This window comes from Ochrobactrum sp. WV_118_8, assembly GCF_039631535.1.
GTDB classification, from domain to species: domain Bacteria; phylum Pseudomonadota; class Alphaproteobacteria; order Rhizobiales; family Rhizobiaceae; genus Brucella; species Brucella anthropi.
The window spans coordinates 2,177,663-2,204,215 of the sequence record NZ_JBDIUZ010000001.1; the positions used below are offsets into that span (position 1 = coordinate 2,177,663).

A 26,553-nucleotide genomic window follows, 5' to 3' on the forward strand; every position below is an offset into this window, starting at 1 on the left:
ATGTCGCGCAGCCCATGGAGCGTTCAGGGTATAGACCATGCCAACCTCATGGATCGGGTCTACCGTCGTCAGCGACACTTCTATGACGCGACCCGCAAATACTATCTTCTGGGTCGCGACCCCATGATCGCAGGACTGTCCGTACCCAAGGACGGCACAGTTCTGGAGATCGGCTGCGGCACCGGCCGCAATCTGATAAAAGCTGCAGAAAACTACCCCGATGCAAAACTCTTCGGCATCGATATTTCAGCAGAAATGCTGGATACGGCACGCCGGGCGGCGGAGCGCGCTGGCATCGAAGATCGCGTCCGGCTTGATCGTGCGGATGCGGCCCAGTTCGATCCAGAACGACTGTTCGGGCAAGCTGGCTTCGACCGGATTTTCATTTCCTATGCCGTATCGATGATACCGCAATGGCAGTCGGTCATTCGTGAAAGCATCCGGCACCTCAATGCGGGCGGAGAATTGCATATCGTCGATTTTGGCGATCAGGCCCGGCTGCCGCGCTGGTTCGGAAAGGCACTCTTCCAATGGCTGGAATGGTTCCATGTCACACCGCGCAGCGACTTGTTCGCGGTTTGCGACCAGCTTGCGCAGGAACGCAGTGCTGTCGTTGAGAAGCGCATTCTTTATCGCGGCTTTGCCTGGATAACGGTTGTTCGTTCGACAATGCCACCCTCTGCCACAGATTAGCACCAAACTTGCCCGCCAGACTGGTGACGTCCGCCTCCGGATCGCGTAACCGTTAGAGGACTGATTCGCGACACGGAACCACTATATGAACCGTCTGGCCAGCTGCAGCATTCTCGCCCTCGGCGCTTTACTTCTCTCCGCCTGCACGACGGTGGATTACGACTTTTCCGACGTAAAGAAATCGGGCAGCTCGGTGGCCCGGATCGCACCGCCGTCCGGCTCGGTAAAAGCACCGCGCTTCGGTGATCGCGACCCGCACGACTGGACCGGCAAAACGCCCTGGCACTATCCGATCCACGGCACAGACGTTTCCAAATATCAGACCAACATTGACTGGAGCGCCGTGCGCGCCAGCGGCATTTCCTTCGCCTTCATCAAGGCGACAGAGGGCGGTGACCGCGTCGACGACCGTTTCAAGGAACACTGGAACGGCGCCCATCAGGCAGGCATCGCACGGAGCGCCTATCACTTCTACTATTTCTGCCGCCCGGCCATTGAACAGGCCCGCTGGTATATCCAGAACGTGCCGCGTGATCCGAGCGCGCTTCCACCCGTTCTCGATATGGAGTGGAACCCGCAATCGCCAACCTGCAAGCTGCGCCCCAACGCAGCCGTTGTGCGCAAGGAAATGCGCATCTTCCTGCAGGCGCTGGAAAAGCATTACGGCAAACGCCCGATTGTTTACACGACGGTCGATTTCTTCGATGACAACGACTTGCGGCAGATGGCAGACTATCCGTTCTGGCTGCGCTCCGTTGCCGGTCATCCGGACGAGAAGTACGGCCCGCATCCGTGGACGTTCTGGCAATATACCGGCACCGGCTCCATTCCCGGCATTAAGGGCGACGCCGATATCAATGTCTTCGCAGGCGATGCCAACTCGTGGAAAAAGTGGCTGGAAAGCAACAAGGTCCGCTAACACGGCGCAGTTTGGCAGTTCACACCAAGTTTTGCTTCATTTCCGGGGCTTGTTGGGGCAATAGCTAAAACAATCCCCGAAAGGGAGCCTTTTGCTCCCAATCTATTAGTGTGAGTTACCAATGAAGTTTTTTGCTTCAGTTATCGCAGCCGCCTTGCTTGCATCGACAACCATGTCGGGTGCACAAGCCGCCGCGTCTCCGGCGCCTGCTGCGACGCCAACTGAAAACACCGTCAATCTTCCCAAGCCGGAATGCGAGATCGATTACGGCCAGTGGATGGACAATCTGACCAAAGAAGCCCGCGACGCCGGTGTCGGCGAAAAGGGCATCGCCGAATTGCACAAGGCCATGCTTGAGCAAAAGGTGCTTGATCGCGACCGCAAGCAGACTGTTTTCAACCTGACCTTCACCGAGTTTTCCAAGCGCCTCATCTCGGAAGCGCGTTTGAAGAAGGGTCGTGAAAATCTGGCCAAATATGCCGACGTCTTCAAGAAGGTTGAAGATACCTATGGCGTTCCGGGGCCAGTCCTTGCCGCTTTCTGGGGGCTTGAAACCGACTATGGCGCCATTCAGGGTGATTTCGACACGCTGAATGCGCTTGTCACCCTCTCCTATGATTGCCGCCGTCCAGATCTGTTCCGCCCGCAGTTGATCGCCCTTCTCAAGCTATTTGATCAGGGCGTCGTCGATGCCGCGACAACCGGCGCATGGGCTGGCGAAATCGGCATGATGCAGCTTCTGCCGAAGGATTATCTTGAACGTGGCGTCGATGGCGACGGCGATGGCAAGGTCGATCTGAAGGGCAGCGTTCCCGATGCCATGATGACCGCAGGCCGCATGATTTCGGAACTCGGCTGGAAGCGTGGCCAACCTTGGCTGGAGGAAGTTCGCCTGACCAAGGATCTGCCTTGGGAAGAAGCGATCCGCACCAACCGCAAGCCACATTCCTGGTGGGCTGAGCAGGGTGTGATGGGCCTCAACGGTCCACTCGGCCCGGATGATGGCGACGCGTCGCTTCTACTGCCGCTGGGCCGCAAGGGACCGGCTTTCCTGTCCTATCCCAACTTCGACGTGTTCGTGGAATGGAACAAGTCCATCGTCTACGCCACAACGGCTGCTTATTTCGCAACACGTCTGGCTGGTGCACCTGCCTTCGATCCGGGCGATCCAGTTCCGGGTCTGACACAGGACCAGCTAAAGGAACTTCAGACCAAGCTCCAGGCCCGCGGTTACGACATGGGCGGAAAGATCGACGGCGTGTTCGGTCTCCTGACCCGCGATGCCGTGCGCGCCGAACAGATGCGCCTTGGAATGCCTGCCGATTCATGGCCGACACAAGAGCTTCTCGATAGGCTCTGATCTCGACAAGGCGCGGTTCAAAAAACCGCGCCTTTTCCTTTCCTGAAATGAAATGCGCCCCATGCTCACAACGCTGATTGTCGTCCTTCCCGTTTTTGCGCTGATTTTCTCCGGCTGGGGAGCCTTCAAGCTGAAAATACTCGGGCCTCATGCGATAGCGGAGCTGAACCGTTTCGTCGTCTATCTGGCGCTGCCCGCCCTTCTCTTCGACATCATGGCCAATACGCATGGCAGCGAGCTCTGGCAGCCGGGGTTCATCGCAGTGTTTCTGCTTTCAAGCGCCATTGCTTTCGCATTGCCCTTTCTGGTGCGACTGCGTGGAAAGCTGCCTCTGGCGGATACCGCGCTTGACGGGCTGAACGCCGCCTACCCGAATACCGGCTATATGGGCATTCCGCTTTCGATGATCGCCTTCGGGTCAGGCGTTTTGGCAGCAACCACCATTTCGATCATCATCACCGTCTGCGTCACCTTTGCTTTTGCGATCGTGCTGATCGAAATCGGCCTGCAGACAGAGAAGAAGCCGCTTCATCTCATCTGGAAAGTCATGCGGTCCCTGATCCGCAATCCACTGCTTGTCGCTCCGGCGCTCGGCGCGTTGGTGTCCTTTCTGGGACTCACCATCCCCGCCCCGGCCGAAACCTTCCTGAAGATGCTCGGTGGTGCCGCATCCCCTTGCGCACTGGTAGCGCTTGGCCTGTTCCTCGCCCAGCCGCGCAAGATCGAACGCGAAAGCGTCAATGCCATCGCTTTTCTTGTTTCGGTCAAGCTCATCGTCCAGCCGCTCGCAACCTGGCTGCTGGCGGTCTATGTATTCGGACTACCTCCCCTGCTCGCGCAAAGCGCTGCCCTTCTTGCAGCACTTCCGACTGGCACAGGCCCCTTCATGCTGGCCGAGCACTATCGTCGCGAGGCGGCGATAACCTCCAACGTCATCCTCTATTCGACAGTGATATCTATCCTCACCTTGTCGGCATATTTGGCGCTAATTCGCTAAAACGCGCAAAAAACACCGCCAAAAGCCGGTGGCAACTACGGCGAAAACAGTACCAAACGTAGCAGTTCGGTGTCTTTTTCATGAAATGTGAACAAATTTTTCTAGTCAAATATTTCAATAGTTTAGGTGGTAAACGATAGGTTTATTTCTCCATCACGCCAGATTGCAGCACGAAATCTTCTTTTGTTCGAGGCGTTTTGCGCTTAGATTCCAGCTTCCTACCAGCGCGCGTCCGGTCACCCGGGCGCATATGAAGGAGACAGACCAATGGGACTTACGCGATCTTTAAATGTCCTCATGATCTGTGCGGCATTTGCATTTGTTGCAGCGTTGATAGCAGGCGTCATCCCTTAGGGGAATTAGCCTAAACCATTACGGCGGCTTCGGTTTTGAGGATAGGCCGACCCGCACGAAAATGAAAAGCCCGGCGTCACCGCCGGGCTTTCTTTATCTTAGGCAACTTCCAGAGCTGCTTCCGTCTTCGGCCTTATGCCGATCATGTGGCAGATCGCAAAGGGCAGATCGGCGCGATTCATCGTGTAGAAATGGAAATCCTGCACGCCGCGTTCGATCAGATCCATCACCTGCTCGGCGGCGATTGCGGCCGCTACCAGCTGATGCGTCTGCGGATCGTTGTCCAGTCCTTCGAAACGCTCCGCCAGCCAGCTTGGAATATGCGTCGCCGACCGCGCGCAGAAATTCTTGACCTGTTTGAAATTGTGCACCGGCAGAACACCTGGAACGATCGGGATATAGATACCAGCACGGCGAACACGCTCGACATAACGCTCGTAAAGGTCGTTCTCGAAGAAGAACTGGGTGATGGCGCGCGTTGCACCATTATCGACCTTGCGCTTCAGCATATCAATATCGGTGGCAAAATCCGGGCTTTCCGGATGCTTTTCCGGATAGGCGGAAACCGAAATGTCGAAATCGGCAATATTGCGCAAACCGGAAACCAGTTCGGCGCCATTCTGATAACCACCCGGTGTCGGCACATATTTCTCACCAATACCCGCTGCCGGATCGCCGCGCAGCGCCACGAAGCGGTTGACACCGAGAGCCGCGAATTCACGCACGACACGATCGACTTCCTCGCGTGTTGCATCCACGCAGGTCAGGTGCGCCGCTGGTTTGACATCGGTTTCCTTAAGGATGCGCGCCACGGTACGCGCCGTACGTTCACGTGTGGAACCACCGGCACCATAAGTCACGGAAACGAATTCGGGCTGCAGCGGAGCGAGCCGCGTCACCGTATCCCAGAGACGCTGTTCCATTTCCTCCGACTTGGGCGGGAAGAATTCGAACGATACCCGGGTGGTCTGGCCAACATCCGGTCGGCGGGAAAGACCGTAAAAACCCATCAAACTGTCTCCGTCATGCTCATTATCTGTTTTTGTCGCATTGTCTTTATCCCAAAACCGGTTCCCACTTTTGGGAGACATGCGAAGCCGGATCGGCGATAAGAAGGCGTGGATCGCGAGCAAGCCACAGCTTCACTGTCAGCCCCTCTTCTCCATTGGCCGCCTTCGGCTCCAGTTCCAGTGTCTTTTCCGGCTCAAGACCGGCATCTCTCATCCAGCCCAGCATCTGCTCGTCGCTGAATCCAAGCCGCAAATGGGCGTGTTCCTCACGCAGGAATTCGAGCTTGTGCGGCGCAAAATCAACGATCAGCAGTCGCCCGTTCGGACGCAATGCCCGCGCGGCTTCCCGAATGGCGGCGAGCGGATCGTCAAGGAAATGCAGAACCTGATGAATGGTCACCAGATCGAAGCTCTCACGCTCCACAGGCAGCGCATAGACATCGCCCTGGCGAACCTGCGCATTGCCGATGGCTGCAAGGTCGAGATTGGCTCGCGCCACAGACAGCATGTCACGATTGATGTCTATACCGACACCCCGAAGGTAAAGCGGGGCAAAAAGCTCCAGCAACCGGCCAGTGCCGGTGCCGACATCCAGCATCGCCTGAAACGGCTTGTCACCGATAACCTTTTTGAGGGCTACTTCAACCGCATTCTCGGAAACATGCAGCCTGCGAATCTGATCCCAACTCCCGGCATTGGCACTGAAATAGGCGGCGGCCTTTTCCTGACGGCTGGACTTCACCTGCGAAAGTCGTTCCATGTCACGCTCAACCAGCGCATCCGCCTTGTCGAGGCGGGCCAGAAGCCCTCGCGCAAGATCGCCGCTGATCGCATTGTCTGCGAGACGGAAATAAGCCCACGCGCCTTCCTGATAGCGATCGATGAGATCGGCTTCTCCAAGCAGCTTCAGATGGCGCGAAACCCGCGGCTGGGATTGCCCCAATATCGTCGTCAGGTCGGAGACGGTGAGATCACCGCGCGAAAGAAGCGCCAAAATACGCAAGCGGCTTGGTTCAGCCACCGCCTTCAGCACATCTACCATCAGATCGAGTTGCAGTTGCAAACCGGTCATGCCTTCCGCTCTTGATTGATCCATCACCTCATTTACGGTCCATCGCGGCAATCCGTAAAGATATAAAGATATGTTTATATGGAAAGTAATTCCTGCGCAAGCGATTTTCGTGGCACAATGAAGCAGACAAAGGATTCGCCTCAATAACTGACTGTAAGGATAAGCCATGCGTGCAGGCACAATGCGCCAGAAGGCAATCGCCAAATCGCTGACGCTCCTGCTTCCAGCCGTACCCTATTCGGATTCCGAGCCGATCCGCGCTGCGGCGCTCAGCCCCCATATGAAGACGTTGCCGCCGTCTACTGCCGTGTGGCTGGCGACGGTCGCGCATGTGCGCCACACGCATACTGATTACGATGCACTGCGGGATGATGGATATGACAAGGATTCAGCGCGTTTCTTCGTGCTGGATGCGATCAACACCAAGCTGACCGAATGGCGCGCCACGCGCCTTCTGTCGCCCGAAGACGACGAAGCCGTGGAGATGTGAAAACGCCGCCCCCAGGCGGCGTTTGATACGCGATAGAACACCGGCTACTCGGTGCCGTGGCCTTGCAGATATCCATGTTCACGCGGGTTCGGCATCACAAGGCTGACGACGAAGACAATCACCATCATCGCGGTCACATACCAGAAGAAGCCGCTTTCCATGCCCTGCTGCTTGAACCAGAGCGCCACATATTCAGCCGTGCCGCCAAAGATCGCATTGGCGATGGCGTAGGAAAATCCGACGCCCAGCGCCCGCACTTCCGCCGGAAACAATTCCGCTTTCACGATGCCGCTGATGGAGGTGTACATGCTGACAACCGCCAGAGCGATCACGATATAGATGAATGCCCAGGTCGAGCTCTGCACCGAACCGATCAGCGTCATGAGCGGGATTGTTGTCAGGATTGAAATGCCGCCAAAGCCAATCATCATCGTCTTGCGTCCGATCCTGTCGGACAACGCGCCAAAGAGCGGCTGCATCAACATATAGGCCAACAACACGAAGGTCATGGTTTCACTGGCCGTTTCCTTGCTCATGCCAGCAGTGTTGACCAGATATTTCTGCATATACGTGGTGAAAGTATAGAAGGCGAGCGAACCGCCAGCCGTGAAGCCGACGACGACAAGGAAGGCCTTGCGATGGTTCTTCCAGATATTGGCGAAGCTGCCCGCCGCCTTGTTGTTGCGGGTTTCTTCCGTCGAGGTCTCGTGAAGGGTCCGCCGCAGAAAAAGCGCGACGATGGCTGCAACACCGCCGATGGCGAATGGAATGCGCCAACCCCAGGCATGAAGCTCGTCCGATGTCAGGAAGAACTGCAGGACCACGATCACAAGAACAGCGAGCAACTGCCCGCCAATCAGCGTGACATACTGGAACGAGGAGAAGAAACCACGGCGCCCAGCCAGCGCCACCTCGCTCATATAGGTAGCGGTAGTGCCGTATTCGCCGCCCACGGAAAGGCCCTGCAAGAGGCGCACGATCAACAGCAGGAATGGCGCCAGAACACCTATCGTTTCATAGGTCGGCAAAATGGCGATGGCGAAAGAGCCAAGGCACATCATCGTAACCGAAATCAGCATGGATGTGCGCCGACCAAGCTTGTCGGCAATACGGCCAAACAGCCAGCCACCGATGGGGCGCATGAGGAATCCAGCCGCAAAAATCGCAGCCGCATTCAGCAACTGGCTGGTCTGGTCCTCCGCAGGAAAAAACTGCGATGCGAAATAAAGCGCACCGAAGGAATAGACGTAAAAATCGTACCACTCCACCAGATTACCCGATGCGCTGGCCACGATGGCAAAGACGCGGCGGCGCGTGTCATGGGCATCATGTGCCGCTTCGACCTCGCCATTGGCGTCAGCATGCATTTCTGCATTGTTCATTCTGAAAACTCCCGATAGCAGGCGGTTCTCAAACAGCCTGCAAGCCGCCGACCCCAAGCAGGGATTACCGAAATCGGCGATTGTTTCACTTCGTAAACATAAAATTACGAACCGCATTCAACCCGAAAGCAGGCTCATATTTGAAATGTCCTCCCGGTCGAAATCACGCTGCTTGGATCTATTGCGAAGACGCAAAGACGCCTGAAACAGTCCTTGAACCGGCGGCCTCGGCGTTCATTCCCATTGAAAAATAAAAACGGAGCAAGAGCATCGAAACCGGCCTCCTGAACGAAATCGCAACGGGGATGGCGCGCATCGCGGCGTTACGATCATGACAGCTCATATTTAGAGCGGTTTCAGGATGCGGCCAGACCATAGGAACAAAATCGTTTGCATGCAATCTATTCCAATATTAGAAATTGCTTAAATGCATAATTGACGTTACCGAGCGATGAGCCTCCAATATAAGGCATTGAAATAATTATAAAATAATTGGCTTCTTCTACACGGGCAATCGATCAATTCCCCGTGTAGAGCGATCTTCGGGCAACTATCTCTTCTGAACAACCAGGAAAGTACGCGGAAAACGCAGCAGGACTTTCCTGTCTACTGCCACCGGATAATGCGGCGCAATCCTCGCCTTGTAAGCCTTCAGATAGTCGGCCTGCTCCTGTTCATCGAGCGGATCGAGAAACGGTCGCAATCCGGTCGCCTTTACCCATTCCACAATCGCATCAACGCCATCCAGCGGATGGTTATAAACCGTGTGCCATATATCGAGCCGGGCGGCCTGACCGGCGAGCGCATTATAATATTCCATCACCGGGGGCAGAGGTCCCCTGCCCTTGGCGCCGATCTTGGCAGCAAAGGCCTCTGTTTTTGCGACGTCACGCATACCGACATGGGTCTGCTCGCCCATATTGTCAGGCATCTGGACGGCCAGCACCGCGCCGGGACGAAGCAGCGACAAGAGGCGTTTCATCTGCTCGATGTGATCCGGCAGCCACTGGAAAACGGCATTGGAGAAGAGGACATCGGTTTCCGCATCCGGCTCGTAGCTCGCCACATCGCCGATGGCGAAATCCACCTTCGGCAGGCGGACCTTGGCCTTCTCGATCATGTCTGGCGATGTATCGAAGCCGGAAACATCAGCTTCCGGCCAACGCTCAACCAGAAGCTCCGTCGAGTTACCCGGTCCGCAGCCGATATCGACAACCTTGCGCGGCTTATCGACCGGTATCTGGGCCAGAAGATCGCGTGCCGGGCGGCTGCGTTCGTCTTCAAACTTCAGATATTGCTTTGCAGACCAGTCTTTCATCATGCTTCCCTTCATCAAATAAAAAAGGCCGGTGCATTGCACCGGCCTTAGCTTTAAAGCGCCAAAGGTTCGTTGAGGTTCTGGCTATGGCGAGACGAAAATGGTGAGGTTCGAGAACCGGAGCGGAGCGTACTTTGCGTACGTGAGCACCGGAAGCGCAGAACCACGCCATTTGCAGACCGCCAGAGCCTGAACATCTCAAACCTTACCGTGTGAGCGGCTTATAGGTCACCCGTTTCGGGTTGACGCTATCCGGTCCAAGACGACGGATCTTGTCGGCTTCATAGTCCTCGAAGTTGCCTTCGAACCATTCAACATGGCTGTCGCCTTCGAATGCGAGGATATGTGTTGCCAGACGGTCGAGGAACATACGATCGTGGCTGATGATAACGGCGCAGCCAGCGAAGTTTTCCAGCGCGTCTTCAAGCGCGCCGAGCGTTTCCGTATCGAGATCGTTGGTCGGTTCGTCGAGCAGCAGGACATTGCCGCCGGACTTCAGCATCTTGGCAAGGTGAACGCGATTGCGCTGACCGCCGGAAAGATTGCCGACCTTCTGCTGCTGGTCGCCGCCCTTGAAGTTGAACGCACCGCAATAGGCTCGGGAGTTCATTTCAAACTTGCCGAGCTTGATGACGTCATTGCCGCCGGAAATTTCTTCCCAGACGGTCTTGTTGGCATCGAGCGCGTCGCGGCTCTGGTCCACATAGGAAAGATGAACCGTATCGCCAATACGAACCGAACCGTTATCCGGCTGTTCCTGCTCCGTCAGCATCTTGAAGAGCGTCGATTTACCGGCGCCGTTCGGGCCGATCACACCGACAATGCCGCCTGCTGGCAGCTTGAAGCTCAGATCGTCGATCAGGAGACGGTCGCCATAGCCTTTCGACAGACCCTCGACCTCAATGACCACCTGACCGAGTCGCTCGCCGACCGGGATAATGATCTGCGCATCGCCAGGGCGACGCTCTTCCGCGCTCTTGACCAGTTCGTCATAGGCCTTGATACGCGCCTTGGACTTGGCCTGACGGGCCTTCGGGCTTGCAGAAATCCACTCGCGTTCACGCGACAGCGCCTTTTCACGGGCAGCCTCTTCGCGGCCTTCCTGCTGCATGCGCTTGGCCTTGGCTTCCAGATAGGCGGAATAATTGCCTTCATAAGGAATGCCGCGACCACGGTCGAGCTCGAGAATCCAGCCCGTCACATTGTCGAGGAAGTAGCGATCGTGGGTGATGATCAGCACTGAACCCGGATATTCACGCAGGTGCTTTTCAAGCCATGCGGTGGTTTCGGCGTCCAAATGGTTGGTCGGCTCGTCAAGAAGCAGCAGATCAGGCTTCGAAAGCAGAAGCTTGCAAAGTGCCACACGGCGCTTTTCACCGCCCGATAGTTTGGTCACGTCGGCGTCACCCGGAGGGCAGCGCAGCGCTTCCATGGCCATTTCAACCTGGCTTTCGAGATCCCAGAGGTTCTGGCTGTCGATGATGTCCTGAAGCTTCGCGCCTTCATCCGCGGTTTCGTCGGAATAGTTCATCATCAGTTCGTTGTAACGGTCGATGATCGCCTTCTTGGCGGCAACACCTTCCATCACATTGCCAAGCACGTCCTTGGAAGGATCGAGTTCCGGTTCCTGGGCGAGATAACCGCAGGTCGCGCCATCGGCCAGCCAGGCCTCGCCGGTATATTCCTTATCGAGACCGGCCATGATCTTGAGGATGGTCGACTTACCGGCGCCATTCGGGCCGAGAATGCCGATCTTCGCGTCGGGATAAAAGGAGAGGTGGATATTCTCCAGAATCTTCTTGTTGCCGTAGGCCTTATTGAGGCCGGACATGTGATAAATGAACTGGCGTGCCATAAAGCGCGTCGTCTCCGCAGGTTGAGAAGCGCGATCGGTCTTAACATTGCCGAACCGCGCGGAAATTGCTGACGCGTATGTAGGCCAAATATGCCCCGGACGCAAACGGCAACCCACGAAACGGAAGCAGCCGGAACCGCAAATCAAACTCTGACGAAAACCATAAATAATGAAACCGGGCGCGGATATTTCCGTCACCCGGTTTCCCCTCTGGCCACCGTCCGCGAAAGTTTCCTCCCTTTCATCGGACGGCCTGCAAGTTATGACGTGGAATCCCGTTTAAAACGCCCCCGATTGCCCTTCAAAAACCCCGTCTGCAAAGCTAGATTTGCCCAAGCTTTTGCGCTTTTCAAGCGGAATCTGCACAAAAAACGCAATTGCCTAAAATTCATTCACACTCCGTTCCAGTGCCTGTTTAATCGACGCCGCAACGGAGGAGATTGACTATTTGCACGGCATAAAATCAGATGGCGAAATGACATTCAAAACCATTCATCATCTGCCGGTTTCAGACAAATCAGAACTCCCGTTCCGCACCGTCCGCGCCGGGACACCGCGAGCCGTTGTCCAGATATGCCACGGCCTTGCCGAACATTCCGCACGCTATGAACGCTTCGCGTCCGTCTTGGTCGCGGCGGGCTACCACGTCTATATCCACGACCATCGCGGCCACGGCGCCAATATCGGTGCTCATGCGCCAAGGGGAATGTTCGCACAAAAGCAGGGCCATCTTGTGGCTATCGAGGACGTGCGCGCGCTTAACCGGCATATTCACGAGAACCATCCGGGCCTTCCGGTCGTGCTTTTCGGACATTCCATGGGCGGGCTGATCGCGCTGAACTATGTTCTGGACTACGCTGACACAGTCGATGCCGCCGCGATCTGGAATGCCAATGTCGATGGTGGCGCGGAAAGCGCTGCAGCGCTCGCACTTCTTTATATGGAGCGCATGCTGAAAGGCTCGGATGTTCCGAGCACCATTCTGCCAAAGATGACTTTCCGCGCCTGGGGTCGATCCATAAAGGGCCACCGCACGCTATTCGACTGGCTCTCGCACGACCCGGCAGAGGTCGACGCCTATGTCGCCGATCCGCTTTGCGGCTTCGATGTCAGCGTGGCGTTATGGATCGACATTTTCCGCTTGATCCGCCGCGGCGCCGACGACCGGAACTTTTCCAATATCCCGCGAAACATGCCCTTCAATCTTGTTGGTGGAGCCGAAGACCCTGCAACGGTGAACGGGGCCGCCGTGCGCAGACTGGCAGACAGAATGCGGAAAATGGGTTTCGAGCGTGTCAATTGCACGATCCTGCCCGCCACCCGCCACGAGAGCCTCAATGAAATCAACCGGGATGAGGTGACACAGAATTTTCTGGATTGGCTGGCGGAGGCTCTTCCGTATCCGGCAATGTCCGGCTAAAAAACGGCAGTCAACCGATCAATAGAGCTATTATCCGGGCCAGAACTCACGTTTACTTGAACCGTCTTGGCTTTGCCATCCAATCAATGCTATGGAGCGCGCCTTGCGCGTTATCGGGTTTCCGGGCAGGAAAGCCGAGCTTAAGCAGATAGCGCGAGGAATAAAGGAACACTCCGCTTGGACACACCGACGATTTCTGTGGTTATCCCCTGCCGCAACGAAGCCGACAATCTTGCCTTTTTGCTGGATGAAGTCGATGCCGCCATGCAGGGCCGCGCATACGAAGTCATCGTCGTCGACGACGGTTCGACGGACTCGACCAGCGATGTACTCGCGGGCCGCATTCATGCCGGCAAGCCACTCCGCCATCTGCGCCATGACCGGTCGTCAGGCCAGAGCGCTGCTGTGCGCTCCGGTGTTTTCGCGGCACGCGGCAAGATCGTCGTGACTATGGATGGCGACGGACAGAACAACCCCGCCTATCTCCCGGTTCTGGCAGATGCACTGTTAAAGGCCGGGCCTGATTACGGCATTGCAGCCGGACAGCGCCTCAAGCGCACGGATACGAAACTCAAGCAGCTTTCGTCTCGCTTTGCCAACAATCTGCGCGGCGCGATCCTCAAGGACAAGACCCGCGATTCCGGCTGCGGCCTGAAAGCGCTGCACACTGACCTGTTCCGGCAACTGCCTTTCTTTGACGGATGGCATCGCTATCTGCCTGCTTTGGCAATCCGCGAAGGTTTCGACGTCGTGCATGTCGATGTTGTCGACCGCGAACGCCGCCACGGCAAATCCAATTACGGCATTCTAGACCGTGGAGTGCGTGGCATTCTGGACCTTTATGGCGTCTGGTGGCTGCGGAAGCGCCGCAAGGTCGTTCCGCGTGTGAGAGAGATCACCCATGACTGATATTTTCAACAGCCTGTCACAGTGGCTGCACGAGGTTTTCGTGGCCCAGTGGGATGGCTGGATCGTGCTGGGCTTCGTCGCTCAGGCCTGTTTCACCATGCGCTTCGTTGTGCAGTGGTTGGCTTCCGAAAAGGCAAAACGCAGCGTCATGCCGGTTGCCTTCTGGTTCTTCTCACTCTTCGGTGGCACTTTGCTGCTGATCTATGCGATCCAGCGTAAAGACCCGGTCTTCATCGCTGGCCAAGGACTTGGCCTCATCGTCTATGTTCGCAATCTCTGGCTCATCGCCAATGAGAAGAAGCGGCTGACAGCCGGGGAGTAAACTCCCCGGTCGTTTCCAGAGCATTTCTGGACGCAAAACCGGTTTCCACTTTTGCTGGAAATGCTCTAGTGGATTGAATTTGACGTTTGATACCCGTCCGATATAAATCCCGTTTCAAACGTCAAATTCGAAAAATCCACTAGATTCATAAAGTTACTAGTGGTTTTTTTGATTCCGACATTTGCTCGGCGCTCATATCCGAGGGATGCAAATGTCGGAATCAGACCACCAGTCAGGCCCGAAGCGTCCGCCCAACCGAACGATAATCTAGCCCGGTGCCTGCAATATCTTCTGCCTTGTAGACATTGCGCAGATCAATCAGCACATTTCCGGCCATGACATTGGCCACTCGCTTAAGATCCAGCGCACGATAAGCGTTCCATTCGGTCAGCAGGGCAACGACGCCTGCGCCCTTCGCCGCTTCGTAAGCTGAATTGCACCAGACAACATCAGGAAGCACCGCCCTGGCAGCGTCCATGGCCTCAGGGTCATGCGCCTGAACCTTGATCCCGGCTTTCTGAATGGCCGCGATAATGTCGAGCGCAGGAGACTCGCGAATATCATCGGTGTTCGGCTTGAAGGCGACGCCCAGGACAGCAACCGTGTCTGCACCGTTTTCCTTGGCCGCAGTCACGATCCGTTCGGCCATCGACTGTTTGCGCGTCTCATTGACCGCAATGACCTGTTCGATCAGCGATTGCGGCGCATCATATTTCTTGCCCGTCGCAGCAAAGGCCCGCGTATCCTTCGGGAAGCACGATCCGCCGAAGCCCGGACCGGCATGCAGGAATTTCGAGCCGATGCGATTGTCCATACCGATGGCGCGCGCGACTTCCTGCACATTGCCGCCGGTCTTCTCACAAAGGTCCGCAACCTCGTTGATGAACGTCACCTTCATGGCCAGAAAAGCATTGGCCGCATATTTGATGATTTCCGCATTTTCCAGCGACGTGACGACCATCGGCGTTTCACGCAGGTAAAGCGGACGATAGAGGCGCTGCATCGCGGCCCTGCCGCGCTCGTCTTCCACCCCAACAACAACACGGTCGGGTCGCATGAAATCTTCTATTGCCGAGCCTTCCCGCAAGAATTCCGGATTGGACACCATCGAGAACGACACAGCCGGACTGGCAGCCTTGATACGGTCGCGTATGCGCGCATTGGTGCCAACCACGACCGTCGACTTGATGACGACCACGGCGCCCGGCTTCATGGCGGCGGCGATTTCATCCGCAGCTGCTTCGATATATTGCAGGTCCGCCTCGCCATCACCACGACGGGATGGCGTGCCAACAGCGATGAAGATGACGTCGGCATCGGCGATACTTGCCGGAAGATCGGTGCTGAACTCCAGCCGACCATCGCGAATATTGCGGGTCATCAACTCATCAAGCCCTGGCTCGAAGATGGTGACTTTCCCGGCCTTTAGCCGCTCGATGATCGACGGGTTTTTGTCGACGCAGGTAACGTGAAAACCAAATTCGGCAAAACACACACCTGAAACCAGACCCACATAGCCCGTTCCGATCATCGCCAGCTTCATATGTTCAGTCCTTCAGTTTGGCTTCGCGTGAGATTCCGGCCCCGGTTTGCCGGAAATGGCAGCGTTAGAGAACCGGAGCATCGTTCACTTAAAGTTACATGCAGACCGGAAACGTCAAACAACGCCATTTGCAGGCGGCTAGAACCGAAATATCGGTAGGCTCACAGCCATTTGTCGTAGTCGGATACCAGAAGATGCAGCGGCTTCTCGTTTTCATCGATATTCGAAAAACGGCCAATCGGCTCGCGGAAAATATTGTCGGTCAGGTCGTCGTTGACGGTCGAAACCTCGCCGATCAGCACATCGCCGCCTTCCCCCCAGAAAGCATGCCAATTGCCCGGCAGCAGCGTCACACTTTCGCCCGGCTGCAGCTTCAGATGAGCACCAGCCTTCTGCGTCACAAGGCGTCCGTCGGTGGCAACAGTCACGTCGGTTTGCTCATCCACACTGCCATCCGGCAGCGAGTTGAACAGTTCCAGCACCAGCGTGCCCCCACCACGATTGATGATGTCTTCGGCCTTCACCACATGCCGGTGCATCGGAGAAAGCTGGTTCTTGCGCGAGATCATGATCTTTTCGGCATAAAGCATGCCACCGCCGCGCTTGAGGTCTTCTGCGTTGCCGTTACGCGTGGTGAAGAGGAACAGGCCAAGATCGGCGAACTTGCCCTGCCCGTAGTCCGTAATATCCCAACCAAGGCGCGCATCGCGAATGGCATGCGCATCCGAAGAGGTCCGCGCCTTCAATTCCTCGGGCGACCAATATGCGAAAGGCGGCATGACATAGCCGAAAGAGCGGATGAAAGCGTCGCTTTCGCGGATGATTTCGTTGATTTCAGAACGTTTCATGGCCACCGAGCCTCCCATGGAATGAAACAGATTGGGATGTGGTTGACGTGGTAACTGGCTTTTAAACCAATTTGCAATCCCGGAAACGCTCCGAAGGCGGATGTAACACATATTTGCGACGATCTGATCACGCCGCAAAAGCGACATTTTGGCGTGTCGTCTTTACGCGAAAACCATGTCGCATCCCAATGCGCGTTTAGAATAGTTCAGTGATTGAATCGGGATAACGGAAGCTAGTTCACAGACCTCGGGAGATGTGAGCAAGCCATTGAGATAACGGGACAAGCCGTGCTTCCGGAAGACAAAGGGAACACCGGATCGAGCCATAGTCGCTGGGAGAACAGCAGAAGGCAGATCCAAGATGGAAAGCAAGGGTTCGAGGCTATGGACGTTCGCAACGAAATGCTGGGGCTGTTGACCGGGCGCGACCCCAATTTCAGCCTGGAGCAGAAATTCTACACCGATCCAGAGTATCACAAGCTGGATCTGGAGAACATTTTCTACAAGGACTGGCTGTTTGTCGGCCATGATTGCGAGCTGCCGAAGACCGGTTCCTATATGACCGTGCAAATCGGCGCTTATCCTGTTGTCATCGTTCGCGATGCGCAGGGCGGCATTCGTGCTTTCCACAATTCCTGTCGCCATCGTGGCTCGCGCATTTGCGCGGCTGAAAAGGGAACCGCCGCAAAGCTCGTCTGCCCTTATCACCAGTGGACCTATGAACTGGACGGGCGTCTGCTTTTCGCGCGTCAAGTCGGCCCTGACTTCAAGCCTGCCGAATACGGCCTGAAGCCGGTTCATTGCGAAACCGTCGCCGGCTATATCTATGTCTGCGTCGCCGAGGAAGCGCCCGATTTCGGTGCATTCCGCAATCTGGTCGAGCCTTATCTCGCACCGCACAATATCAAGGATGCAAAGGTCGCCTTCGAAAGCTCGATCATCGAGAAGGGCAACTGGAAGCTCGTCTGGGAAAACAACCGCGAGTGCTATCACTGCGCCGCGAACCATCCAGAACTCTGCCGCACCTATCCGGAAGCTCCGTCGGCAACCGGCGTGCAGGGCGTGATGGAAGATCCGGAGATCAACCAGCTCTGGAAGAATTGCGCCAGCATCGGTCTGCCTGCAGAATTCAACATGTCCGAAGATGGGCGCTATCGCATCACCCGCATCCCACTTCTGCGCGACGCGGTGAGCTACACCATGTCTGGCAAGGCGGCTGTCAAGAAGCCTTTGAGCGATCAGGTAGCTGGTAACACGAATATCGGTGCAATGTTGATGTTCAACTATCCATCAACTTGGAACCACCTGATGGCAGATCATGCGATTTCCTTCCGCGTTCTGCCGATCAGCGCCGAGGAAACGCTTGTCACCACCAAATGGCTCGTCCACAAGGATGCCGTCGAAGGCGTGGACTATGATCTCGATGAACTGACCCATGTGTGGATCCAGACCAATGACCAGGACCGGCAGATCGTTGAAGAAAATGCGGTGGGCATTCGCTCGCCCGCTTATCAGCCGGGCCCTTACTCGGTTGAACATGAAGGCGGCGTGATGCAGTTCCTCGAATGGTACACCAACACCATTACGCCGCGCCTGCGTGGTGAAGCGGCAAAGCTCAGCCGCGTCGCCTGATTTTTGAAATGCAGTTGAAGAAGTGAGAAGGCCATGCAGCCTCTGAAATATCTGGACGAGATGCTGCCGTGGAACGACAGGTTGCAGATGCTGGAATGCATCTCGGCCATCGAAGAAGCGCCAGACGTCATGACCTTCTCCTTCAAGACCGCCGAGGACAACTGGTTCCGCTATACGCCGGGCCAGTTCGTTACTCTGGAACTGCCGATTGAACGGGCAGATGGCCTCGGCCCGGTGCTACGGACCTATACGCTTTCCTCGACCCCTTCCCGCCCCTACCACGTCTCCGTCACCGTCAAGGCGCAGAAGGACAGCATCGGCACGCGCTGGATGCTCGACAATCTGCGTCCGCCGATGAAGATCAAGGCTTACGGACCGAACGGCGATTTCTCGCTCGCCAATCATCCGGGCGAAAAGTATCTTTTCGTCTCTGCGGGTTCCGGCATCACGCCGATGGTTTCCATGACGCGCTGGCTCTTCGACTGTGCCCCTGCGACCGACGTCGCGTTCATCAATTGCGCGCGCACGCCGGACGACATCATTTTCCGCCGTGAACTGGAGCTGCTCGCCGGTCGCATGGAAGCAATGCATCTGGCCTTCATTGTCGAGCAATCATCGGCACGCCATGTCTGGCCGGGCTTGCACGGGCGAATAGACCGTGCCCGGCTTGAACTGCTGGCACCTGATTTCCTGCATCGCAAGGTTTTCTGCTGTGGACCGGAGCCGTTCATGAACGGTGTACGTGGCCTGCTGGAAGACGCCGGGTTCAACATGGCCAACTATCATCAGGAGAGCTTTAATCCGGCCAGCGAGATTTCGTCGGTTCCGGTGCCGTCCACGCTCTCCGAACCGGCGAGCACAGCGACAGCACCCATCGCCCCGGCCGTGGCAGCAGCCAGCGTCGTCTTCAGCCTTTCCGGCGTGGAAGTAGAATGTACGGAAAACGACACAATCCTGCTTGCCGCCCGTAGTGGCGGCCTCAAGATTCCGAGCGCCTGCGAGTTCGGAATCTGTGGCACCTGCAAGGTGAAGTGCCTCGGCGGAGAGACCGAGATGAATCACAATGGCGGCATTCGCGACGACGAAATTGCCGAGGGCTATATCCTCGCCTGCTGCAGCCGCCCACGCGGTCGCGTGGAGATCGATGCTTAGAGCGTATCCCGAAAAGTGCGAAGCGGTTTTTGGAATAAGATGCGCGCTCTGAAAATCAGGCTTTCTTCAGAAACTCGGTCCGCAGCACCAGTCCCTTGACCTGCTTGGTGCTGCAATCGACTTCGTCCGGGTTCCCGGTGAGGCGAATGCCCTTGACCAGTGTTCCCCGCTTCAATGTCGTGGAGGTTCCCTTGACCTTCAGGTCCTTGATCAAGGTAACGGAATCGCCGTCATTCAACTGAGTTCCATTGCTGTCGCGGACGATAACATCTGTCATGATGGTTTCCTGTCTGGTGTCTGATTTGAGCCGTCCGTAGCACTCTTGCCGATGTTATACCAGAACGCGGCTTATTGCTGGTCTCGTGAACCCTGTCTGGCTATAGTCGGTTACGGAATAAGCAAAGCGAGTATTCTATGATCGGTCATGCACTTGTGGTTGTCGACATCCAGAATGATTTCTGCCCCGGCGGTGCGCTAGCCGTCGATCGCGGTGACGAAATCATTCCCACCGTCAACCGGCTGATCGATGAAAGCGAACACGTGATCCTCACGCAGGACTGGCACCCGGCCAATCATTCAAGCTTCGCCTCGACTCATGCCCACGCCCAGCCTTTCGATACGATCGAGATGGCCTATGGCCTGCAGACGCTCTGGCCCGACCATTGCGTTCAGGGTCGTCATGGCGCAGATTTTCACGCCAACTTGCAGTGGACGCGGGCACAACTCGTCATTCGCAAAGGCTTTCGCATCGGCATAGACAGCTATTCTGCATTCTTCGAAAACGACCGCAGTACGCCGACCGGTCTTGGCGGGTATTTACGCGAACGTAACATTGGTTCGCTCACTCTGGCGGGACTGGCCACCGACTTCTGCGTCGCCTATTCGGCGCTCGACGCCATTGCAGAAGGCTTTCAGGTGCGCGTCCGTCTGGATGCGTGCCGCGGGATCAACCTTAATGGCTCAATGGACATCATGCTGCAGAAGATGAAACAGGCTGGTGTCGAGTTGATTGACGAGCCTGTTTCAGCATCACATTTACTCTAGTGGTCTGATTCCGACATTTGCGTCCCTCTGATACAGGCGCCGAGCAAATGTCGGAATCGCAAAGACCACTGGTAACTTCATGTATCTAGTGGATTTTTCGAATTTGGCGTTTGAAAAAGCATCTCATGAAGTCGGGATTCAAACGTCAAATTCAATCCACCAGTTCGCCGTCCGGCAGCACGACGAAGATCAACACAGCGATGATGGTGATGAAGAACCGGAACGCGGATTCGATCCCGTTCCAGGTTTGCGACATCCACATGCCGAACCATTCGCCGCCAACCGACATGAAGCCGACCTGCCAGACCAGAAAACCGAGTGCAAGACCGGCAATGGCCCATTTCTTCGAACGGTTGAAGCTGACCGCCCGGTCAGTCAGACGACCGAGCATCGCAAACGCCCCGATCCAGCACAGGATCGCCGTCAGCGTCTCTGCCGCGATGATGAGAATATAGGCGGCATTGTGCAGCATCGGATTAGTGATGGCGCGATACTTGATCGTGGCATCGGGAAAGATGGTATCCATCATCAGGACGTGCTGCACGAAGCCGAAATTCGTGTCGTAATCGGTGATATTACCGAACGAAACCAGCGTTGCGAAAAAGGCTATAGCCGCCACAAAGGCGGTTTTGCTCAAACGTGTTACGATCATGGAAATCCCCTTCCCCGAATGAGCCGCAGCGCGCCGATCATGATCCCCTGAAAACGATCTGCAGCATGAAAGCGCGATGTCAGTCGCGTCCGGTGATGGTCCTCAACTCCGGCGATTCGGTCAAGGATCGGGTAGGAGGGCATTTTAGGCCCTCCTACCACACCACCGTACGTACGGTTCCGTATACGGCGGTTCATGAAGCGTAGTATAGGCGTCGGTGTTCCTTCAGGAACGAGATCAGCCCGATTTTGGTGAAGTAGGCATTCGGTAGGGCTTCGTGCATGTGTGAGGTTCTGGCATTCCACCATGGTCCCCGGCCATTGCTGGCACTTATCCATGCACGCTCCTTCTTTATGCCTCGTTGCATCAGGTTTCTTGCGCGCGCGGCTGGTTTCGTCCATTGCCGCCACAGGGTAGCCCGCAGCTTGCGGTGAACCCATCCATCCATTTCCTCGAACGTCCCCTTCACGTCAGCCAGCTTAAAGTAAGCTGTCCAGCCGCGCAGGATCGGCGCTAGGTCCTTGATGGTGGCGTCAATGGCCCGGCCACGCCCAGCCCGGAACTGGGCTTTCAGTTTGCCACGAAGACGCTTCACACTTTGTACCGCCACCTTGAGGCGGGGCATACGGTGGAACGTCATCGTATAACCCAAAAAGACCCGGTTCCATGGATGGTCAACAGCACTTTTGGTGGCGTTGACCTTCAGCTTCAGTCTCCTTCCAAGGAAGGCGGTGAGCGAAGCCATCACCCGTTGACCGGCACGTATTGACCGCACATAGATATTACAGTCGTCGGCGTAGCGGCAGAAGCGATGTCCGCGCTGTTCCAGTTCCTTGTCCAGATCGTCGAGCAGGACGTTCGATAATAGCGGAGACAGGGGACCGCCCTGCGGCGTTCCCTCGCTTCGCATTGTCGTCATCCCGCCCATCATCAACCCGGCTTGCAGATAACGGCGGATCAACCGCAGCACCCGTTTGTCGTAGACCTTGCGTGCCACTCGTGCCATCAGCACATCGTGGTTTACCCGGTCGAAGAACTTCTCCAGATCAAGATCAACCACAACGCGGTAACCGTCGGCCACATAGGACCGTGCGGCAAGGATCGCATCATGGGCACTCCGCTCCGGCCTAAAGCCGAAAGAGGAATTGGAGAAGCCTGGGTCGAAGATCGGCATCAGCACCTGATGTATCGCCTGCTGGATGAGGCGGTCGAGAACCGTGGGAATGCCAAGAAGGCGTTTCCCGCCGCCGGGCTTGGGGATTTCCACCCCGCGCACCGGCGCTGGCTCATACCGACCCGCCAGCAGGTCTTCCCTGATGCGCGGCCAATGCGATACGAGATGCTGCTTCAGGTCGCCAACGCTCATCTTGTCGATGCCCGCCGCTCCCTTGTTCGACACCACGCGGTGTAAGGCCGCTATCATGTTATCGCGACTGACGATCATTTCCATCAGTTGCATCGCGTCCTTCGGTTGTGAGTTGGACGATCCTGCCGTGACGTTTGATGCGCCCAAGGCATCCTCTCGCAGCTTCCGGCCACTACCTTCCGCATGGGCATGGGGCGTTTCAGCTCCATTATCTGCATCTGCTGTCGTCATCGAAAGATCGTTCTCCATCCGACACTTCATGTTCAGCCCTTCGCCGTCCGGTACGGCTACTACGGCATCTGCTGACTTCTGCCGCCCTATTCCGTCGCTTCTCAGCGGCGGTAGCACACCGTTGCCGGTGGCGAGGCGACAGATCTCCCGAGGTAAGACGCGTGACCTTCATGCCATATACCTGTCGCATCTACAGCCGCATCATCCGGGTGATATCGGGCTTTGGGTAAATGGGCCCCCTTGCCCTGATGCGACTGCCTCTTATGCGCTTCCTGTTCGTCAGGCCGGCACTTTGCTTACAGCTTCCTTCAGACCCCGCCTTACGACAACGCCCTTGCTGTTCGGCTAACGGTTCCCATCACCAGGGCCCGTAGAGGACTTTCACCTCCAAGTCATCGAACGGATACCATCCCGGTCGAGCGATGCTTGCGCACCACGCGCCATGCTCGGCGCACCCAACAAAAAGGGCAGCCGAAGCTGCCCTTCTAATCCAGGGATACAAGGCCAACTAGTGCCCTGTCACCTCTTCGGCTTCTTCCTGCCAGTTCGGATTGAGCCGGTTGTAGCGCAGCGAAGACATAAACGAGAGACCGATCAAAGCCGCGCCGATAAGGCCGGTAATGACTTCCGGAATATGTACCAGCGTCTGGACATACATGATGACCGCCAGAACCAGGATCGCATAGAAAGCACCATGTTCGAGGTAACGGTACTGACCCAGCGTCTTGCGCTCGACAAGCATGATAGTGAGCGAACGCACATAGAATGCACCAATACCGAGACCGATAGCGATGATGAACAGGTTCGTGGTCAGCGCGAACGCACCGATAACACCGTCGAACGAGAAGCTGGCATCCAGCACTTCAAGATAGATGAAGGCGCCGAGACCACCGCGATGGACCATATCCATCTGCTCCTGCGTCGCATCCAGAACCTCGCCCAGTCCTTCGACAGCGAGGAAGGTCAGGAGACCGAACAGGGCTGCGATCAGGAAGGTGTGCGAATGTTCGGCATCAAGCTGGTACGAGAAGAAGATGATCAGAGCGATTGCCACACCGATCTCGACCCCCTGCACCGAAGCAAACTTCGACATACGGCTTTCGATGGCCTTGATCCAGTGCACGTCCTTCTCGACATCAAAGAAGTACTTCATGCCGACCATCAGCAGAAATGTACCGCCAAAGGCAGCAATACCTGTATGGGATTCCGAGATCACGCGAGCATATTCATCCGGCTGCCAGATCGCGAGTTTCAATGCAGAGATCGGATCGGTCCACATGGCAACGGCGACAATGGCAAGCGGGAAGATGATGCGCATGCCGAAAACGGCAATGATAATGCCCCAAGTCAGGAAGCGATGTTGCCATTCCGGCGTCATGTCGCGCAGGATGCGCGCATTGACGATAGCGTTATCGAAAGAAAGCGATATTTCGAGAACGCTCAAAACTGCACAGATGATGAAGACGGAGACCATTCCCCCAAAAGTGCCGGTCATTTCGAAACCGAGCCAAACGGCACCAGCGAGACCCAGTACGGTAAAAACCATGGGCCAAATAAAGTAACGAAGAGTGGCCATTTCAAACCATTGAATTCTTATTGTTTATCAAACGGAAACAGACACTGGCCGCTACAGCACACTGCCGTGAAGCGAAATCCGCTTCCCGTCGCGCGCTCTACCTGACCACTGCTCTTCCCGCCAAGGCGTACCGGCTATGTAAGTAGCTTGCCAGATGCAAACAAGAGAAAGCGTGGCAATAATTTGGCCAATTTGCGGATTTGATGTGCTGAAATATTTCGTTACTATTCCGTGATACTAAAGTAGAACAGCCTCACAGCTCCACCTACTCGCTCTCATAGTAAAATCTGCCGGAACGTCAGATTTGTACGAATTGTCACGTGGCAAAAACTTCATCACAACATAGATTTATAATGTGGGCTGCGCACCGCTGCCGGTTGCAGGCCTTTCAGGAATAAGGGAATTCAACAGATGATTGCTCCGGAAGAGCTACAGCGCCGAATAGAAAAAAGACTTGCCGAGAGCAGTTTTTCACAACCAGAACTTCTGATCCGGCGGGCGCATCGTTTGGCGCAGGAAGGCAAGAACGGATCAGCCTCGGTGGCCGACGCACTGCTGAAGGAAGCCGGTTCGCAAATAGGTCTGCAGGAGCTTTCCGAAATAATCGACCACAAGCCCTGGCTGCTCGAAACGATTATCAATGGCGCTGGGAAAAAGGTCGGCAACTCCGACCATCATTAGATGTGCGTTAGAAAAAACATTTAGAGCGCATTTCCAGTATTTTTCTTTCTATATATGACTGCAAGGGGAGACACAGATGATGATAACCGGACCTCAATGCCGTGCAGCCAGAGCGCTTGTGGAATTCTCACGCGACCGTCTGGCCCAACTGTCAGGGATCGACGCAGCGACCATCGAGCAGTTTGAGCGCAAGCTCGGTACGCCAACGGGCGAACAGATACAGGCATTGGCCAATGCGCTGGAAAAAGCCGGAGCGCAATTCATTCCCGAAAATGGTGGCGGTGTCGGGGTACGCCTGAAATTCAATCGCTCCGAGACCAAACGCATTGCCAATCTGGAGAACGAGGGCGGCCCGACTGCCTCCGACGAGGTGCCGTAGCAAGCGCAGGCTTTTCGATAGCGCGTCCTGAAAACGACCGCGTAAATAGTTGGAGCGCCGACCCGGTTCAATCAGATCGGCGCTCCAGACTCTCAATTCCTGAAAAGACTTACTTGTCAGTCAGGGCTGGCGGATCCAGACGCTCCTGCATCTTGATCGTCACCAGATCCTTGGCTTCAAGATCATAATCTTTGAAAGCAGCACCGCGAAGAACCTGATCGTCATAGGTCTTGACGTAGTAAGTCATGTTCTTCATGTCGGCGATGGTCGTCCACTGCGTGTATTCGAGCGGCGTTGCCGGGTCCACGATCCAGCCCTTGGGAATATCAAAATTGTTGGCGATATGCTCGGCCAGACGAACGCTTTGCGGCCCGCTCGGCACCTTTGCCGCCGACAGAACGAAAGCGGTTGCGCGCACAAACCTTGATGGAGGCGTCGTGTCTCCAGGCACGCCCAGCATACCCGATCCTTCACCCAATGGCGTGAAAGTAGCGCCATTGACCTTGAGCGGCTTGGTATTGTCCGGCGACAGGTGAACATAATTGCGCAGATTGGTCATGTGCCAGTCGAAGGACGGCGAATTCGTCATCACTCCGAGCGGATTGTCATAAACCTTCAGCTTGCCATCGATGGGTTCAATGACAATCGATGCACCCGTCGCATCGTGCAGTGTATAATGCACAGGTGGTGCGAAACCCATATTGGGTTGCTTGACATCAATGACGGCAATGCTGCCAAGAGCTGCCTTCACTTCCGCCACTGTGGAGAAATTGGTCAGGGCCCAGCTCAGAACATCCCAAGGAGCAAGGCTGTCTTCCGCCTTGGCCGTGGAAGGATCCTGGAACTTGGCGTAATCCGGGAAATAGAGGATGCCGCCCGCAAGTCCCTTCTCATTCATGCCATCCGTGAGAGCCGGAATGCCGAATGCATTCATGCCGATCACGGCATATTTGCTCTTCCATTGCTTGCCGGGTTTCGCATCGGCGGCGGTCGCCGTGAAAGCATAGTTTCGCGGAACGACAATCATATCGGACTTGAGTTCGAACCCGAATTCCATCGTGCGCGCATAGACCATACCACCGTCGCTCGTCGGGAGAACGAAGCTGGTGCAGGCGAAAGCTGCCTGAGGAACGACCAGAGCTGCAGCGATGAGAGCGGTTGCAGCGCCCCGCGCAAACATCCGGCGAGACGACTTCCAGAAAGATTGTTTCGTTTTCATGATGACCTCGTTACTCCACGATTTGTCATATTAAGAATTGCCAAAATAACTTCCTCGCCTCACCTCAATGAGAAAAGAGGCGCCGCTCCCATTCCGAATAAATGGTTGCACCTGATGAAAATAAACAGA

The 26,553-nt window shown here is 56.0% G+C and carries 25 protein-coding genes; 13 read left to right on the forward strand and 12 right to left on the reverse strand.

Features of this window, described 5'->3' with window-relative positions; translation table 11 throughout:
• The 4 genes from ABDF71_RS10570 (at position 1) to ABDF71_RS10585 (ending at position 3,969) form a co-directional block, all read left to right on the forward strand.
• Positions 1 to 693, forward strand: a complete 693-nt coding sequence (locus ABDF71_RS10570; protein ID WP_010659711.1) for a class I SAM-dependent methyltransferase — start codon at positions 1 to 3, stop codon at positions 691 to 693.
• Positions 694 to 778: 85 nt separating this feature from the next.
• On the forward strand, positions 779 to 1,612 hold the full coding sequence (locus ABDF71_RS10575) for a glycoside hydrolase family 25 protein (RefSeq protein WP_094513929.1): 834 nt from the start codon (positions 779 to 781) through the stop codon (positions 1,610 to 1,612).
• A 121-nt stretch (positions 1,613 to 1,733) separates the two neighbouring features.
• The gene (locus ABDF71_RS10580) at positions 1,734 to 2,972 is read left to right on the forward strand and encodes a lytic murein transglycosylase (RefSeq protein ID WP_151663991.1); all 1,239 of its coding nucleotides are present in this window, start codon (positions 1,734 to 1,736) and stop codon (positions 2,970 to 2,972) included.
• A gap of 61 nt (positions 2,973 to 3,033) precedes the next feature.
• On the forward strand, positions 3,034 to 3,969 hold the full coding sequence (locus tag ABDF71_RS10585; RefSeq protein ID WP_094513930.1) for an AEC family transporter: 936 nt from the start codon (positions 3,034 to 3,036) through the stop codon (positions 3,967 to 3,969).
• Between the two features lie 452 nt (positions 3,970 to 4,421).
• Here the strand turns inward: ABDF71_RS10585 and metF are convergent, their stop codons facing one another.
• Complete coding sequence (gene metF / locus ABDF71_RS10590; protein ID WP_012091731.1) at positions 4,422 to 5,333, reverse strand: methylenetetrahydrofolate reductase [NAD(P)H]; 912 nt, start codon at positions 5,331 to 5,333, stop codon at positions 4,422 to 4,424.
• A 46-nt stretch (positions 5,334 to 5,379) separates the two neighbouring features.
• Entirely contained in the window at positions 5,380 to 6,405 is a 1,026-nt protein-coding gene (locus ABDF71_RS10595) for an ArsR/SmtB family transcription factor (RefSeq protein ID WP_010659707.1), read from the reverse strand.
• Between the two features lie 166 nt (positions 6,406 to 6,571).
• Here ABDF71_RS10595 and ABDF71_RS10600 point away from each other — a divergent pair, with 166 nt between their 5' ends.
• Entirely contained in the window at positions 6,572 to 6,895 is a 324-nt protein-coding gene (locus tag ABDF71_RS10600; protein WP_010659706.1) for a DUF2293 domain-containing protein, read from the forward strand.
• Between the two features lie 44 nt (positions 6,896 to 6,939).
• Here ABDF71_RS10600 and ABDF71_RS10605 read toward each other — a convergent pair whose 3' ends face one another.
• From ABDF71_RS10605 to ettA, 3 genes are all read right to left on the reverse strand, one after another.
• Positions 6,940 to 8,277: an MFS family transporter gene (locus ABDF71_RS10605; protein ID WP_029376068.1), complete on the reverse strand. Its 1,338-nt coding sequence runs from the start codon at positions 8,275 to 8,277 to the stop codon at positions 6,940 to 6,942.
• A 550-nt stretch (positions 8,278 to 8,827) separates the two neighbouring features.
• The gene (tam, locus tag ABDF71_RS10610; protein WP_151663995.1) at positions 8,828 to 9,595 is read right to left on the reverse strand and encodes a trans-aconitate 2-methyltransferase; all 768 of its coding nucleotides are present in this window, start codon (positions 9,593 to 9,595) and stop codon (positions 8,828 to 8,830) included.
• 205 nt (positions 9,596 to 9,800) lie between these two features.
• The gene (gene ettA, locus ABDF71_RS10615; protein ID WP_012091727.1) at positions 9,801 to 11,450 is read right to left on the reverse strand and encodes an energy-dependent translational throttle protein EttA; all 1,650 of its coding nucleotides are present in this window, start codon (positions 11,448 to 11,450) and stop codon (positions 9,801 to 9,803) included.
• A 475-nt stretch (positions 11,451 to 11,925) separates the two neighbouring features.
• Between ettA and ABDF71_RS10620 the strand changes: the two genes are divergently transcribed.
• From ABDF71_RS10620 to ABDF71_RS10630, 3 genes are all read left to right on the forward strand, one after another.
• Entirely contained in the window at positions 11,926 to 12,870 is a 945-nt protein-coding gene (locus ABDF71_RS10620) for an alpha/beta fold hydrolase (RefSeq protein ID WP_151663993.1), read from the forward strand.
• Between the two features lie 177 nt (positions 12,871 to 13,047).
• Positions 13,048 to 13,779, forward strand: coding sequence for a glycosyltransferase family 2 protein (locus tag ABDF71_RS10625; protein WP_010659700.1), 732 nt, complete (start codon positions 13,048 to 13,050; stop codon positions 13,777 to 13,779).
• Complete coding sequence (locus ABDF71_RS10630) at positions 13,772 to 14,101, forward strand: lipid-A-disaccharide synthase N-terminal domain-containing protein (protein ID WP_012091725.1); 330 nt, start codon at positions 13,772 to 13,774, stop codon at positions 14,099 to 14,101. Before ABDF71_RS10625 ends, ABDF71_RS10630 begins: the two co-directional genes overlap by 8 nt.
• Positions 14,102 to 14,333: 232 nt before the next feature.
• On the opposite strand, the gene ABDF71_RS10635 is transcribed toward ABDF71_RS10630, so the two are convergent.
• Together ABDF71_RS10635 and ABDF71_RS10640 are read right to left on the reverse strand one after the other, a co-directional pair.
• A complete protein-coding gene (locus ABDF71_RS10635) occupies positions 14,334 to 15,644 on the reverse strand; it encodes a UDP-glucose dehydrogenase family protein (protein WP_012091724.1) in 1,311 nt (436 codons plus the stop codon).
• Positions 15,645 to 15,805: 161 nt separating this feature from the next.
• Positions 15,806 to 16,492: a D-lyxose/D-mannose family sugar isomerase gene (locus ABDF71_RS10640; protein ID WP_012091723.1), complete on the reverse strand. Its 687-nt coding sequence runs from the start codon at positions 16,490 to 16,492 to the stop codon at positions 15,806 to 15,808.
• A gap of 384 nt (positions 16,493 to 16,876) precedes the next feature.
• Here ABDF71_RS10640 and ABDF71_RS10645 point away from each other — a divergent pair, with 384 nt between their 5' ends.
• Together ABDF71_RS10645 and ABDF71_RS10650 are read left to right on the forward strand one after the other, a co-directional pair.
• A complete protein-coding gene (locus ABDF71_RS10645) occupies positions 16,877 to 18,124 on the forward strand; it encodes an aromatic ring-hydroxylating oxygenase subunit alpha (protein ID WP_012091722.1) in 1,248 nt (415 codons plus the stop codon).
• A 33-nt stretch (positions 18,125 to 18,157) separates the two neighbouring features.
• Positions 18,158 to 19,276 (forward strand): FAD-binding oxidoreductase, encoded by a 1,119-nt coding sequence (locus ABDF71_RS10650; protein WP_012091721.1) that lies wholly within the window; start codon positions 18,158 to 18,160, stop codon positions 19,274 to 19,276.
• 55 nt (positions 19,277 to 19,331) lie between these two features.
• Here the strand turns inward: ABDF71_RS10650 and ABDF71_RS10655 are convergent, their stop codons facing one another.
• Positions 19,332 to 19,553 carry an alkylphosphonate utilization protein gene (locus ABDF71_RS10655; protein WP_010659694.1) on the reverse strand — a complete coding sequence of 74 codons (222 nt, stop codon included), beginning with the start codon at positions 19,551 to 19,553 and terminating at the stop codon, positions 19,332 to 19,334.
• A 137-nt stretch (positions 19,554 to 19,690) separates the two neighbouring features.
• Between ABDF71_RS10655 and pncA the strand changes: the two genes are divergently transcribed.
• Positions 19,691 to 20,320 (forward strand): bifunctional nicotinamidase/pyrazinamidase, encoded by a 630-nt coding sequence (pncA, locus tag ABDF71_RS10660; protein ID WP_012091720.1) that lies wholly within the window; start codon positions 19,691 to 19,693, stop codon positions 20,318 to 20,320.
• A gap of 151 nt (positions 20,321 to 20,471) precedes the next feature.
• Here the strand turns inward: pncA and ABDF71_RS10665 are convergent, their stop codons facing one another.
• From ABDF71_RS10665 to ABDF71_RS10675, 3 genes are all read right to left on the reverse strand, one after another.
• Positions 20,472 to 20,972: a DUF2165 family protein gene (locus tag ABDF71_RS10665; protein WP_010659692.1), complete on the reverse strand. Its 501-nt coding sequence runs from the start codon at positions 20,970 to 20,972 to the stop codon at positions 20,472 to 20,474.
• A gap of 193 nt (positions 20,973 to 21,165) precedes the next feature.
• Positions 21,166 to 22,569, reverse strand: coding sequence for a group II intron reverse transcriptase/maturase (gene ltrA, locus ABDF71_RS10670; protein WP_011982869.1), 1,404 nt, complete (start codon positions 22,567 to 22,569; stop codon positions 21,166 to 21,168).
• Positions 22,570 to 23,077: 508 nt separating this feature from the next.
• On the reverse strand, positions 23,078 to 24,145 hold the full coding sequence (locus tag ABDF71_RS10675; RefSeq protein ID WP_012091719.1) for a DUF475 domain-containing protein: 1,068 nt from the start codon (positions 24,143 to 24,145) through the stop codon (positions 23,078 to 23,080).
• A 411-nt stretch (positions 24,146 to 24,556) separates the two neighbouring features.
• Here ABDF71_RS10675 and ABDF71_RS10680 point away from each other — a divergent pair, with 411 nt between their 5' ends.
• Together ABDF71_RS10680 and ABDF71_RS10685 are read left to right on the forward strand one after the other, a co-directional pair.
• Positions 24,557 to 24,826: a hypothetical protein gene (locus ABDF71_RS10680; protein ID WP_010659690.1), complete on the forward strand. Its 270-nt coding sequence runs from the start codon at positions 24,557 to 24,559 to the stop codon at positions 24,824 to 24,826.
• Between the two features lie 76 nt (positions 24,827 to 24,902).
• A complete protein-coding gene (locus ABDF71_RS10685; RefSeq protein ID WP_012091718.1) occupies positions 24,903 to 25,205 on the forward strand; it encodes a helix-turn-helix domain-containing protein in 303 nt (100 codons plus the stop codon).
• Between the two features lie 109 nt (positions 25,206 to 25,314).
• Here the strand turns inward: ABDF71_RS10685 and ABDF71_RS10690 are convergent, their stop codons facing one another.
• Positions 25,315 to 26,424, reverse strand: a complete 1,110-nt coding sequence (locus ABDF71_RS10690; RefSeq protein ID WP_151663702.1) for a linear amide C-N hydrolase — start codon at positions 26,422 to 26,424, stop codon at positions 25,315 to 25,317.
• Positions 26,425 to 26,553 lie beyond the last annotated feature (129 nt).